Annotated in this window: 6 protein-coding genes and 2 pseudogenes; 7 read left to right on the forward strand and 1 reads right to left on the reverse strand. The window is 59.2% G+C overall.

What is annotated here, in order from left to right:
- Positions 1-386: 386 nt before the first annotated feature.
- Positions 387-2,289: pseudogene (locus K6I40_RS00850) on the reverse strand (transposase).
- A 126-nt stretch (positions 2,290-2,415) separates the two neighbouring features.
- Between K6I40_RS00850 and K6I40_RS00855 the strand changes: the two are divergent.
- From K6I40_RS00855 to K6I40_RS00880, 7 genes and pseudogenes are all read left to right on the forward strand, one after another.
- Positions 2,416-3,051, forward strand: a complete 636-nt coding sequence (locus K6I40_RS00855) for a TetR/AcrR family transcriptional regulator (protein ID WP_222913169.1) — start codon at positions 2,416-2,418, stop codon at positions 3,049-3,051.
- A pseudogene (locus tag K6I40_RS27570) lies at positions 3,044-3,954 on the forward strand (PEP/pyruvate-binding domain-containing protein); the annotation flags it as partial. The gene K6I40_RS00855 and the pseudogene K6I40_RS27570, both read left to right, overlap by 8 nt.
- Before the next feature lie 1,401 nt (positions 3,955-5,355).
- Positions 5,356-5,805: a PEP-utilizing enzyme gene (locus K6I40_RS27575; RefSeq protein WP_255681436.1), complete on the forward strand. Its 450-nt coding sequence runs from the start codon at positions 5,356-5,358 to the stop codon at positions 5,803-5,805.
- 591 nt (positions 5,806-6,396) lie between these two features.
- Positions 6,397-7,659, forward strand: a complete 1,263-nt coding sequence (locus tag K6I40_RS00865; protein WP_222913171.1) for an Nramp family divalent metal transporter — start codon at positions 6,397-6,399, stop codon at positions 7,657-7,659.
- 1,316 nt (positions 7,660-8,975) lie between these two features.
- Positions 8,976-9,182 (forward strand): hypothetical protein, encoded by a 207-nt coding sequence (locus K6I40_RS00870; protein ID WP_222913173.1) that lies wholly within the window; start codon positions 8,976-8,978, stop codon positions 9,180-9,182.
- Between the two features lie 216 nt (positions 9,183-9,398).
- The gene (locus K6I40_RS00875) at positions 9,399-10,895 is read left to right on the forward strand and encodes an NADH-ubiquinone oxidoreductase-F iron-sulfur binding region domain-containing protein (protein WP_255681402.1); all 1,497 of its coding nucleotides are present in this window, start codon (positions 9,399-9,401) and stop codon (positions 10,893-10,895) included.
- Positions 10,892-14,350: a molybdopterin-dependent oxidoreductase gene (locus K6I40_RS00880; RefSeq protein WP_222913175.1), complete on the forward strand. Its 3,459-nt coding sequence runs from the start codon at positions 10,892-10,894 to the stop codon at positions 14,348-14,350. The genes K6I40_RS00875 and K6I40_RS00880 overlap by 4 nt, the downstream gene beginning before the upstream one ends.
- The last annotated feature ends 27 nt before the right edge of the window (positions 14,351-14,377 follow it).

Here is a 14,377-nt window from a genome sequence, read left to right on the forward strand (position 1 = left end):
TTCAGCTGCTTCAACACGCCCCTCATGAGGAGTAACAATTACTGAGATCAGCACTAATGGCGTAATAGCCGTTAAAACGATTTTTGGGCCAGAATCGCGTAACTACAATGTGCCGACAAAATACACATTTTTGACCCACTGACGGACCGTCGGATGTGGATTATTCGCTTCAATTTGCTCGAGCAGTATTCTAGTAACCTGATGTCGGGCAGGTAGCTCTGCAATGCACAACCTGGACGTTCTTTCCAGCCATTTTCTCAACGGCGAAAACCGACGTCTATCAAAATCAGCTCGTTATTTCGCAATCGTCCAACCATGACATGAAACAAAGTGATCCAACATAGTACCGCCGCTCATGAGCTGGGCGAACACGGGAGGATCTGGTGTTAGTCAGACGGATCGAGACCGTACCACTGCTTGGCCACGGTCAGAAACTGGTTCGCATCCACCAGCGGCTTGTAGGTCCTGTTCTCACCGTCGATAGCGAGTTTCACCAGGAGATCGACCAGCCGCCAGACGTTGTACAGCACGCACGCGAAATTGAAAAAGCGGTAGTCGCGCTCGGTCGAGGTCGTCCGGACCATGAAGTGCTTTTGCTTTTTGAAGCCGTTCTCGATGCCCCACCTGTGACGGTATCGATGGATCATCCGCTCGATCATGTGGATGAACGTTTCGCATTCATCCGTTCGTCATCGGTGTCACGGGCGGTCACGTAGGGGTGGTTTGTCTCGAACACCACCGTCTCGGAGGTATTCACATCTCCCTCCTGCGCTTTCCGCTTGCGGGCTTCGACTTCCTCATCGCGGCGGATATCCGCGAGTAACCGCGAGAACGACAGTCCATCGCTCGGTTCACTCACCATATCCTCGAACACCCACTCGCCACACATCTCCTTTCACACCTCCGAGAGGCTGTCGTCCTCATCCTCGTTATCCGGATTTGATCGCTTCGGCAGATACAGCTGCTTGCGCATGGGCGTGTCGTCGTCCATCTCTTCTTCGGTGACGTGGAAGCGCTTGCCCTCGCAGTACATCCATTCGATGGTGTCGGCTTCGTCGCTGCGTTCGAAGATGCGTGTCGGATTCTGGTAGTGAACGCCGTACTTCTCACAGGTCGCTTTGACGCCCTCGCTGTCGAACTCCCGGTCCATCATCACGAGGTCGAGATCGACCATCTCAGTCGCGTGCGTCAGCAGCTGCTCGACGATCTCGTCCTTCGACTGGCCGCGCTCGCGTGGAATGGCGTCGAGCACGAGCGGCACGTCCAGCCCGACGATCTTGAGCATCGCCCACTGGTAGTACTGGTTGCCGTCTTTGTACCCGAGAATGTCGGCTTCGTGGTCCTCTATGTCGCCGGTGAACGGGAAGCCCTTCGTCACGTCGATGGCCGCCCACAGTTTCCCGGTGAGCTCACCGTGCTGGCGAGCGCGGGCGATCAGCATCCGTGTCGTGGTGCGGAGCATCGAGCGAATCTCTGCAACGGAGAGCTTTCCGAGCTGGTAGCGATGAGTCGATTCCGACGGCACTCTCTCGCGAGTTGTATCGAGGAAGAACGAGGCTGGGCCGCTCGCGGCGTACATGTCCTCACGCATCCCCATGTAGGCGTGTTGCTCCCAGAAGGCGTTCTCGTGGATCTGCCAATTCCGCCCACGGTCGAGCGCGAACGCATCGCAGACGAACGGTTTGGCCTACTGCCACACCTCGTCGGTCTTCTGGACGACGAGCTGGTGTTTCGGACAGTCATTAGCCCTTGTTTCGTCCGCTTCGCTGGTGCCGATTCGGTCTGGGAGGGAGACATCGCAGGCACGCGCAGTCTTCACGATCACGTCGACACAGTTCTGTACGGCGTCGCGCAGTTCATCGCTGAAGCGGTGGTTCCACGCCCGCCAGAACGTCGACTGCGCCGGAAGCGTCCCGAACCCAAGACTCCGACGGAGCGAGGGATACGCTCGCAGGTAGTCGTGGAGGGCGGTTTCGTCCCAGCCATTGATATCCTTGAGCAGAGACGCTCGGACATGTGTCGTCATCGGATACGGCCCTGAATACGGCGCTAACGAATCGTGTGCAGCAAACGTGAGATGGTAATCGGTAGCTGACAGACCAACGCTTCGACGTCCGCGTAGGCCTCACAACGCTCGCACTGCGATTGCGCGATGGTCGTAATAGCCGAGATGAATCCGTTCAGATCGCTGCCTGTTCCGTCGGATTCAACGGCGAAACAGCGGGACTGTTCGGGAGTGCTGTCGACGAGACTATCTGACTTATCTGACCGAAACAGAATAATAGTCATATAGCATAGATGGACGCATGGGACCTAAACCAACGTGCAATACTGGCAGTTTGCCCGAGCGACGTCTGCGACACAGAGGGGGGCGCGTACCAACGAATCACCACCTACCAATTCATCAGACTAGCCATGCCGACCTTCACTGATGCGAAGCGCGAGCGAGTCCGCGAGTCGCTCCGTGACGCCGGACGCGAGTTCTTCGGTCGCTATGGTATCGACAAGACCGCAATCTCGGAACTCACCGAGTCGGCAGGAATCGGCAAAGGCACGTTCTACCAGTTCTACGATTCGAAAGAAGAACTCTATATAGATGTTATTAAACAATTCCTAGAAGAGTACATTCCTCGCTTGCTGAGCAATTCCTTCGAAGCGTACGACGACCCAGAAAAGGCGATTAAAGCGTATCTCGAAGAGTCGATGGATGAACTCAACTCCAATCCATTTCTCCGGCAGGTTTTTCTCGAAGATGACGTCGATCAACTGCTTGAGCAATACTCTGACGATGAACTTAGCGAGGGCCACGAGCGGTCAGTCGAATTCTTCCTGCCGTATATCGAACAGTGGTATGACGAGGGTGAAGTTACCGGCCCCGATCCCGAGACGATTGCCCATGCGCTTCGGCTGGTCACTCGCCTCGAATTCTCGAAGGAGCAGGTTGGCCGAGAGCGATACCCCGCTGTCCGGGAGACGCTCATCTCCGCCGTCGCGGCTGGGATAACAGACGGAACCGACGAATCACAGCACACGGTGGACCCTCATGAATGAGAGTGAAGATATACAGAAAGACACGTACATCGTCGGGTTCGACGACGCTGGTGCAACCGACTGCGCGCTCGTCGGTGGCAAGGGCGCGAATCTGGCACGGTTGGTTGAAGCTGGCCTGCCGGTGCCTGCAGGATTCTGCGTGACGACTGCTGCGTATGAGACACTGATCGACGATCCAGCCATCCAGGACGCGATCGACGAGCTCGTAGCGCTCGATCCGGCGGACACGGTGGCGATCGCCGACGCGGGTGCTGCCCTCCGTACTCGGATCGAGGAGTGTGACGTCCCTGAAGAAGTCCGAGACGCGATCGAGACTGCTCTCAACGAGAACGCGAGCGATCCAGAGCAGGCGTATGCGATTCGTTCGAGCGCCACGGTCGAAGACCTCCCCGAGGCGTCGTTTGCGGGCCAACAGGAGACGTTCCTCAACGTTCACGGTGTGGATGCAATCGTCGATCGGGTCCGTACGTGCATGGCGAGCCTCTTCACTGACCGTGCAATCGCGTATCGAGCGAGAAATGAGATTCCACACGAAGAGGTCGCACTGGCGGTCGTTGTGCAACGAATGGTATCCTCGGACACCTCTGGTATTCTCTTTACAGCCGATCCGATGACCGGTAACCGCCACATCTCAGTTATAGAGGGAGGTTTCGGTCTCGGTGAGGCGTTCGTCTCCGGAGAGATGGCCGCCGACACCGTCCGAGTCGATACGCGAACCAAGAAAATTCTCGACTATAAAACTGGTGACCAGCAACGCGCAATACGCACGCTCCCTGAGGGGGCACCGAGACGATCGACGTCATACCCGCAGAACGGACGACCCGCGTACTCTCAGATGATCAAGTACGGAACCTCGTGGACCTGGGTGAGGAAATCGAAGCGATATTCGACCATCCACAGGACATCGAATGGAGTATCACCGACGACGAAATCTATGTCGTTCAAGCACGGCCGATAACGTCGTTGTTCCCTGTCCCGTCGCCCGAACCATCCGATGACCGACTGCATGTCTACGTCAGCATGGGACACATCCAGGCGTTTGCCGAGCCCATGCCGCCGCTTGTGCGCGATCTCTGGATGACGTTCATTCAAACGATGTACGTGGAATTCGGGTTCGGGGCCGATACACAGTGGGCTGCCGAGGCAGGCGGGCGCGTGTATATCGACATGACCTCACAGTTACGAATTGGTGCTTTCCGGGACCAGCTTCCGGACCAGCTGGCAGCGACCAGTGAACCAGCGAGTGCCGGTGTCAAGGATATTTTGAGACGACGTGGCGAGGAGTTCAGTGAAAAGCGATCAGTCGGTGAAACTGTCACAGCAGTGCCCCAACTCGCCGCTACAGCGTGGACGGGCGTGAGGACGGGATATCCACTTGTCTCCGCTCTGCTAGATGGCTTCGTTGGGTCCTATATTGGAGCGCCAGCCCCACCTGAGCACGAGAAAGCCAAATGGGTGGACTGGGGGCAAAATATTGCTGAACAAGTACGTGCCCCTGATACCCCCAAAGAGCGCTCGCGCGCCGTCTTCACTCAATTGGACGACGCCATTCGACTCCCATCCGTCGGTCCGTTGGTTGCTGCGTTCGCCGCAGGAAGTTGGCTCGAACGGTTGTGTTCGAATACCCAAGAAGAGATCGACGCCATCGGGAGAGGCTTTCCGGATGAACTGGTGACACAAATCAATCTCGGACTGGGTGATCTCGCAGACGTGGCTCGTTCCCACCCCGAAGCAGCTGATGCCCTTCGACAGAACGCCACACTGGAGGAGATCCAATCCCTCAAGGGAGGGGAGGAATTCGTGAATGCATTCGAGGAGTACCTCGACGAATTCGGTCATCGCGCGACCGGTGAAATCGATATCAGCCGTCCGCGGTGGCGTGAAGATCCCTCGGTGCTGGTCGAGACAGTTCGTACAAACCTTGACCACGGTGAATCCGGCGAACACCGCGAACATGTAAGAAAGATGGAACGTGAGGCACTGGACGCAGCCAAGCGGCTCGAACAGCGGGCTAGTCACGGATTGTTGGGCGCGATTCGAAAGCGTCTCGTTCACCGACTCATCAGGACCTATCGCGCCTACATCCAGACACGGGAGTACCCAAAACAGGGAATCGCCCACGTATTCGCGACGTGGCATGAGATATTTCAGGAGGCTGGTGAGCAGCTCGTCGCCGACGAGCAGTTGAACAGTTCCGAAGATGTCTGGTTTCTCCGAAAGGACGAATTGTTCGCCGCGCTGGATGGCGATTCGATTGACGTCGATATCGCGGCCCGACGTGCCGAATTCGAGCGTCACGCCACGATGGATGCACCACCAGTGTTGACGAGCGAAGGTGAAGCGCCGAGCGCGGACATCGAGCGTGAAGATGTCCCGGACGACGCACTCGTCGGAACTGGCGTGTCAGGTGGTATCGTCGAAGGACCGGCACGAGTCGTGCACGATCCCGCAGAAGAGACGATCGAGAAAGACGAGATACTCATCGCTCCGTCGTCCGATCCCGGTTGGACGCCGCTGTTCCTGAACGCAGCAGGCATCGTCGTCGAGGTGGGGGGTCGGCTGAGTCACGGTGCGCTCGTTGCACGTGAATACGGACTTCCAGGCGTGGTGTCGGTAGCCGAAGCGACACAACGCATCGAGACGGGCGACCACATTCGGGTTGACGGTACCCGTGGCACCGTCGAACTCCTTGATCGGTCTAAACAATCGGCAGCTATTGAAGATCTCGGGGGCAGTGATGAAGAGGGGCCGTGAAGAGATGCTTGACCACCTCTCTATCTTCTATCCGCTTTACGGTGATTTCAATTGAGGATCTGAAGTCAGGCAGGTGGTTTCCTCATGCACGATGGGAATTGGAATCAATTGATGGTCTAAATTCTACATGGGTCTATACATGACGGATCGACCTAGCCGAGTTCAGCTAGTAACGAGATCACTCATGGACAACTGTACCCGAATCTCGATACTGTCGTCAACACGGTCAACGGCTCCGGCCGTTAGTTGGTATACCGTATCAATATGAAAACCAATCACTATGTAACAAGACTTATCCCTCTTCTATCATTACTAGTGATATATTCCAATCCCGTTTTAGTCGATATTCGGGTAGTACCGTGGTAGAACAGTGTGCAGTAAGGTATAGCTTCTAACGCCTCGTCAGCAGATGCGCTAAGTAGCGCCAAAAATGTCTGTTGAGGCAACCGAATCGGTCGTAATATTCGGAAGAGTAAATATTATGATATATACGGAAATATTGAATAAAACGCAGTCTCGAGGACGGACGCGGGCTTGTATCGGATTTCAATTGCTGTTGCGTGTCGATCGTCGGAAAACCAGTAGCGTCGTATGAGTACGAAGAACTTCACTCCGTTTGCGGACCTGACCGGATTCACACAGAAGTACGGACTAGCGTTCGTGATGGTTGCCAGTTACTTTGGCTCTGGATCGGTGTTCATTGCCAGCCAAGCTGGCGTCATGCACGGATACACACTGCTCTGGGCCGCCATGGGTGCGGCGTTACTCGGATTTGTTGCCCAAGACATGAGCGCTCGGCTGGGTATCCATGGAACATCGCTAATGGTGTTCACCCGCGAAAAACTGGGCCGACCACTGGCGACAACGATCGCACTCTTCCTGTCGATTGGCTGCGTCGCTTGGACGCTTGGGTTGGTCGCCGCGGTCGGCGCTGGCCTCTCCTTCCTGCTCGGGGGTGCCGTCGCCTGGCAGCCCATTGCCGTACTCACGACGTTCGTTGCGATCGGTGTCGGCCTGTTGCGCTACGACACCGTCGAGAACATGATGATCGCGATGATGCTCTCGTTGATGGTGGTCTTCGTGATCGTCGCCCTACCGAGCGGGGCCGATCCGAGCAGTGTTGCGACCGGGTTCGTACCGGACACGGACACACTGGGTGCACTGGCAATGGCAGCGGGACTGCTCGGCACGACCGCACTGTGGCCGAACTTCTTCCTCGAATCAATTCTCGTCCATACCAAGGGCTGGACCGACGAGAGCGACCTCCCAGAGGTTCGGACAGACCTAGCGATCGGCTACGCTGTTGGCGGGATCACAACAATCGCGATCCTGGTCGCCGCAGCGGCACTACTGCGCCCGATGGGCTACACCGAACTCGAGTCGTTCATCACGCCAGGCGAGGCGCTGGTTGACGTACTCGGAACGTGGGCGATGGTGCTGTTCGTCGGCGGCGTGATCGCCGCGGCGTTCAACAGCATCATCCCGATCATGTGGACACCAGCCTACATCATTCCGCAGGCTGCGGGTTACTCTGTTTATAAGGGAGATCGACTGTTCAACGTCCTATTCGCGGGGCTGACCGGGCTCGGCGTGTTCTCGCCACTGGTGAGCTGGTGGCTGGATCTGTCGGTTGTCGACATGGTGATCCTGTTTCCGATGTATAACGGCATCTTCGCACTGCCAGTCGCAGCCATCCTGCTGTTCTGGGCGGTTAATGACCGCGAGACGATGGGCGAGTACACCAATTCTAGACTGCTAAACGGCGTCAACGCACTGCTTGTGCTACTCGCGGTTGTCCTCGCGATCCTGTCCATCCAAGACTTTCTTACACTCATCACTGGTGGTGGGTTCTGACGTTGTGCCCCCTTATTGCTCTCTCAGCACTGCTACCTCCATCGTCGAGTTGGAATAGTGTGGACTATAGTAGCCACTGAAAGTCAATGCACACCCGATCGCACGACGGCTGTGCGATCGGCGTGTAAATCGTTTCAGTTGTTACTATAACGAGTACGTTCTCCGCTACCCCACGAAAACGAGAGCGACTCATCACTCTTGTCTCGAGTTCTGTGACAGCCATAGCGGGCCTACTATCGCGATCGACGAGTCGCGAACACGCCGTTCACTGAGCGAGGAGATGGACGTCCGCTTTGCCACGGTGGACGCTGTCTACAGAGTCGTCAGCGAGAGCGGAAATACCTACGAGTCAACGGTGAGTCAGTGACATGTACCTGTCTAGATATCGAGCAGCGCCAGCCAGCCAGCTGGCGGCTGGAAGCATCTTCGATGTGTCGACCTCGAGATCCACACAGGGCTGGTTCCTGTCCCGGATGAGACAGTCAGTCACTGACTGTGGGTGATCGAGTCGTCGCTCGAGTGCTTCAAATTATCGCCTTCGTGTGGAACCAGCGTATCTGAACCCGACCATTTAATATAACGAAAAGAGACTATTAGAATAGACAGGAAGTGGATCTATGCCCTCGATAGACATCCTCATAGCCCACCTGAGCCACGTATCCCGTTCGTATTTGGGGACATCGCCTATCGCCTGTACAGCGGAACCAAAACCAGCGAGACGAATTATCGGCAAGCGAAACCGTCGTAATCTGGGCAGGTCGACGGAGCGGTGATCCCCAACTACTCTGTACGCGCTCTACTCATCGCTCTCGTCTATCTCACAGCAATGTATCTTGGAGGAGGTCTCCTACTGGATGATCCGACCGCGCCACTTGCTGTCGTGCCAATCGGGTGTGGCGTTTTCCTCCTCATCCACGCGTGGCACACGACTCACCTCTCCGAACTTGGCTACGCAATCATGTGGTTATGGACCGCGATTCTTGCCATCTCCGTCGGAACTGGCGTGCTCACCCACATCATTGTCGTACAACCCGACCCCGAACCACTCAGCGAGCTCACGATCGCTCGTGGAGTCGGAACGGTCGGTCTCAGTACCGTACTCATCACTGCTTACACGCTTCTCATCTGGCGGAACGGCAACGGGTCCCGTAGCGGACCGTCATCTCGGTGAGTAACCGTGGACACAGCTGGATCTGACGCAGGACGAGATGATCCCGAAAATAGGGAACATTCGAGCGTCACAAAGACGACTGCTCGTCTTGGTACTTCCTGGCGCTCGCCAAAATCACTACCCACCTTCGCGTGGTACACCGCGTATGGTCGAACGAAACGCGGAATCGACCGGTGTCTTGAGACTCATCGTCGCGATCGCCCTCTTCGCAGCGGTCGGCGGGGCCGCCTTCTGGGCGTGGCGTCGGACGGCACCCCTCTCGCGATGGTACCGCCAGATGCAGCGACGGCGCGAGGAACGCGATCAACGCGGACCAAACCCTCAACGGAATCCCGGAACGGATTCGATCTGATCAGATACAATGATAGTCACGAGTAGTTTACGGTAAGTCCTATCTTTTCGTACGGTCTTGGTGAACACGACGGTAGTGAGCTACGCAAACGACCCTCACGAATCCCAACCGGTCATTCGTGTCACAGTCGGTCACGGTGAACTGCCGAGCGTCGCCCGAGAGGTGAACGATACTGACGCTGACGAGAATCGCTCTCACCCAAAACGAGGACGAACAGTGCTTCAAACGGCCCGTACCGCTGCCGAAACGGTCGACGTGCTCGAGGTCGGGTCGACCGGCGTTCGCGCGCTCGAGCCGCTCGTTCTCGTCACGAACGATGGGCGGACGGCGTACCATCCGCGGCCCTCCTCCGAGCGAATGCGGACGCTCGTCGAGCGTTCGGAAGCGGGTACCATCGGAGCGGATGACGCCATGTGGGTCGTCGAACACGACGCCGACACCGAGCGATTGCCGATACCGTCCGATGGGCCGCTCGCGGTCGGGACGCGGCGCGTGCTGGGAAGATGCGGGTGGACCGATATCGAAGCCGATGGAACCGCATCCGCGGACGCCGCACAGCATGCGCGCGATGACCCGGAAGCGGCACTCGAGCGACTCGCCGAGATCGGACTCCTCGGACGTGGCCGGGGCGATGCGAGTCAGGACGCCTCCATCGCCGAGGATATGGCCGTCGTCCGCGAGCTGTCGGGCGATCCGGTCGTGGTGGTAAACGCCAACGAGAGCGACCGGCGAAACGAGACCGACCGGACACTGCTCGGAGGGTCACCGGCGGCAGTGCTCGACGGGGCGCTCGCCGTCGCCGAAATCGTCGGCGCGGATCCCAGCGATACCGTCGTGTACACGAACGATGGAGACGACCTCACACGTCATCGGGCTCGCCGTGCGGCGGCCGCCGTCACCGATGCGCTCGCCGAGGGAACGAGCACCGGCGACGCGGACACTCCGCAGGTCGTCGCCGGACCGGACGAGTACATCGCCGGGGAGTTCACCATGGCACTCGAGGCCCTGGAAGGCAACGACCGGCTGGAAGCGCGCTTGCGCCCGCCTGGCCCCGCTCGGCACGGTCTGTACGGTCGCCCGACGATCGTTCAGACGCCCCGGACGCTCGCACAGATTCGTGCCGCGCTCCTCGAGCCCGATGCCTTCGACGCCGCCGATGCCGACCCCGGAACGCGACTCGTCACCGTTACCGGCGACGTGGAGACGCCGACGACCGTCGAGTTGCCGACCGGGAGCTCACTGGCTGCCGTCCGCAACGCCGTCGACGCGACGGACGGGTTCAAGATGGCGTGCATCGGCGGTCAGTTTGGCGGCTTCACTCGGTCCCTCGATCACACGGTAAACGCGCTGGCGCTGCAGAACGCCGACCTCGGTACCGAGGGTGTCGTCGAACTGCTCGGGCGAGGTCGCTGTGTACTTGCGACGACCGGTGAACGCGTCCGGTTCGCCAGCGAGGAGAACTGCGGTCGCTGTTTCCCCGGCCGCGAGGGGTCGAAACAGCTCCTCGGCCTCCTCCGGGAGATCTACGACGGAAACTACGAGGACGACATGATACGCGAACTTACACGCGTGATGGGAACCTCGAGTCTCTGTGACTTCGGCGAGTCGGCGGCCCGGAACGTCGAGACGGCCCTCGACCGGTTCGAGACCGAACTCGAGGCCCACGCGGCCGGCCGCTGCCCGAGCGGTGCCTGTGAGGTGTCCCAGTCATGAGCGCGGACGATCCCGGACCGACCGAGCACAGCCCCGTTGAGCATCTACCCGGCGTCCCCGACCTTGAGGACCCGCAATCGTCGACACCGCTGACCGAGGACTTCCGCACGGGGACGGCGAACGATCCCGATGTCGGCGTCGAGAGCGACGAGATGACGACTGTGACGGTCGACGGTGAGCCCGTTGCGGTCTCGCCGGGATCGACGCTCATCGACGCCCTCGAGACGGTCGACACCGAGTCCGATGTGCCGGCGCTGTGTTACTACGATCGAGATACTGAACAAGCGGACAGTATCGGACCGCGCAGCACCTGTCGCACGTGCATGGTCGAGACGGACGAATACGGCGTCGTTCCGGCGTGTAGCTTCCCGGCCGAGGACGGTCTCGATGTCGCCACCGATGCAACCGATGCGGAGGAAGCACGGGACGTCAACCTCGACCTCGTTCTCGGGAACCACAACCTGCGATGCACGACCTGCGGTCAGAACGGTCGCTGCGAGCTACAGGATACCTCGATCGACCACGGCGTGAACGAGCCTCGATACGGTGTGTTCGATGACCGCGACGCGTACACTCCTATCGACGACACGTCGGTCATCCAGATCGACCGCAACAAGTGCATCCTCTGTAATCGCTGCGTCGAAGCCTGTAACGACGTGCAGAACGCGGGCGTCCTCCGGATGTCCGGTAAGGGCGATGACATCCATATCGACTTCCAGAAGCCCGAGGCTGACACGATGGAGGATTCGACTTGCATCTCCTGTGGACACTGCGCCACCGTCTGTCCGACCGGTTCGCTCGTCGAAGACGGGCTCGTCGACGCGACTACCATTCCGCTACCGGGGTTCACGCAGAAGGTCTCTATTGGCGAGGCACAGGAGGGGAGACCCGTCGAGACGGCTGATACAGCCGAAGCGCCGAACCGCGAGGTGCCGGCGTTCGGCGGGGGTGCGCTCGAGGATCAGCCGGACGACGAGACCCTGCCTGATGACGGGACCTCGCCGGACGCCGAGGCGCTAGATGGCGTCGCGCGATTCATGGCGAAGGCGAAACAGCGAGCGTCGGCGACACCCCGTCGAGCGACCGAAAAAGCAGTCGAGACGGTCGAGCACGCCGCGGAATCGGTTGCCGAAAAATCGCTGACGATCGGACAGCTTTTCGACGCCGCACAGGTCGTCAGCGGCGCTCGAAAGCGGAACCTCAGGGTGGCAGATACGACCTGTACCTACTGCGGTGTCGGCTGCCGATTCGAGCTATACGGCAGGGGTGAGGAGGTCCTTGGCGTCCGTCCCGCTGATCCGGATCAGACGCCGGCCAACGACTTTTCGACCTGCGTGAAAGGAAAGTTCGGCTACGACTACGTCAACTCCGACGGGCGGCTGACGACACCGCTCATTAAGGAAGACGGAGAGTTCCGTGAGGCCTCGTGGGACGAGGCACTGGACCGCATCGTCGAGCGTCTGACCGACATTCGTAACGAGTACGGCGCGGACTCACTGGCCGTGACGTCCTCTTCGAAGGCGACCAACGAGGAAAACTTTCTCGCTCAGAAGTTCGCTCGACAGGTGTTAGAGACGCCACACGTTGACAACTGTACGCGGCTCTGTCACTCCTCGACAGTCGCCGCACTGAAGCAAACGGTCGGCTTCGGTGCGATGACCAACCGTATTAACGAGGACATCGGCGAGACCGACTGCTATCTCATCACCGGGTCGAACACGACCGAGAGCCATCCGGTGCTGGCGACACGGATCGTCCAGAACGTCCGAGACGGTGCCGACCTCGTCGTGTTCGATCCGCGGAAGATGACGATCGCGGACCACGCGGACCAGTATAACCGGACCAAGCCCGGGACGGATATCGCCTGGCTCAACGGGATGATGCACCATATCATCGAGGAGGACCTCTACGACGAGGAGTTCGTCGAGGAACGTACCAGACACTTCGACGACCTGAAAGAGGTCGTCGAGCCGTACACCCCCGAGCAGGTCGAAGAAGTGGCGGACGTCTCGGCATCGGATCTCACGAACGCGGCCGAGACAATCGCGACGTCGGACACCTGCGTCTACGGGTGGGCGATGGGGCTGACCCAGCACGCACACGGCACGCGAAATGCGCTCGCCATCGCCAATCTGGCGCTGCTTTGTGGGCACATCGGGAAACCCCGATCCGGACTCTCACCGTTCCGGGGACAGAACAACGTCCAGGGCGGCGGTGGCGATATGGGACCGATCCCGAACAACCTCCCGGGGTACCAGTCCATCACCGACGACGACGTGTTGGACAAGTTCGAGGACTCGTGGGGAGTCCGGCCGCCGGATCAGGTCGGCCTGCGGATCACCGAGATGTTCAGCGCCGTCCCGGGCGTTGAAAAAACCGTTGTCGGCAAGTCAGGGACCGACGCGTACGGTGGCGATGATCCCGACGACGGCGAGGAGGAACGCGGTACCGACGATCCCGCCGCCGACGAGGGGTACTCCTCTGAGAACACTGACCTGCACGGGATGTACATCATCGGTGAGAATCCCGCCCTGTCCGAACCCGACATTCAGCACGCCGAAGAGGCGCTGTCGGCGCTCGACTTCCTCGTCGTTCAGGAGCTGTTCATGACCGAGACGGCAAAACACGCCGACGTGGTGTTACCGGCGGCGTCCATGGCTGAGAAGTATGGCACCGTCACGAACACCGAGCGGCGGATCCAGCTCGTCCGGCCGGCCGTCGAGTCTCCGGGCGAGGCCCGCACGGACGCCGCCATCCTCCGGGACCTCGTCGGTCGGATGGGATTCGACTGGGAGTACGAGAGCCCCGCCGACGTGATGGACGAGATTAACGACCTCACGCCCATCTACGGCGGCGTCACCTACGAACGCCTTGAGGAGAAGGAAGACGGACTCCAGTGGCCGTGCTGGGACGAGACCCATCCCGGGACGCCGTACCTCTACGAAGAGGAGTTCAACTTCGATGACGGGCTCGCACGGTTCGTGCCGACTGACCTGTCCGACGATCTGCATCCGGTGCCGTCCGAGGAGTATCCGTTCACGCTCACCACCGGGCGAGTACTCTACCACTGGCATACGGGGTCGATGACGCGCCGAGGGATCGCGTCGATGAAGCAGGTTCCCGAGAGCTTCGTCACTATCCATCCGGACGCGGCCGACCGACTCGGCATCGAGGACGACGAGTACGTCCGCGTCGAGTCGGATCAGGGTGAAATAATCGTGAAGGCGAACGTCGAGGAAACGTCGGGTCCAGACGTACTCTTCATTCCGATGCACTTCGTCCACGGTGCCGTCAATATTCTGACAAAAGAAGAGTTCGACCCGCAGAGCAAGATTCCGGAGTACAAGGTGACAAACGTTGATGTAGAGCCGCTCGGAGCGGATCCTGCTGTGGAGCCGACATCGCCCGAAGACTTGGCCGGCGACGAATCCGAGTCCCTCGCAGGCGACGACTGATCGCGCTCACCTTCGGGCTTGTTCTCG

This window comes from Natrinema sp. SYSU A 869, assembly GCF_019879105.1.
Taxonomy (GTDB): domain Archaea; phylum Halobacteriota; class Halobacteria; order Halobacteriales; family Natrialbaceae; genus Natrinema.

Bases quoted from the DNA above. Each gene is read 5' to 3' on its own strand.
- K6I40_RS00880 (WP_222913175.1), top strand. From the start codon at position 10,892: ATGAGCGCGGACGATCCCGGACCGACCGAGCACAGCCCCGTTGAGCAT.
- K6I40_RS00870 (WP_222913173.1), top strand. From the start codon at position 8,976: ATGGTCGAACGAAACGCGGAATCGACCGGTGTCTTGAGACTCATCGTC.
- K6I40_RS00865 (WP_222913171.1), top strand. From the start codon at position 6,397: ATGAGTACGAAGAACTTCACTCCGTTTGCGGACCTGACCGGATTCACA.
- K6I40_RS27575 (WP_255681436.1), top strand. From the start codon at position 5,356: ATGGATGCACCACCAGTGTTGACGAGCGAAGGTGAAGCGCCGAGCGCG.
- K6I40_RS00855 (WP_222913169.1), top strand. From the start codon at position 2,416: ATGCCGACCTTCACTGATGCGAAGCGCGAGCGAGTCCGCGAGTCGCTC.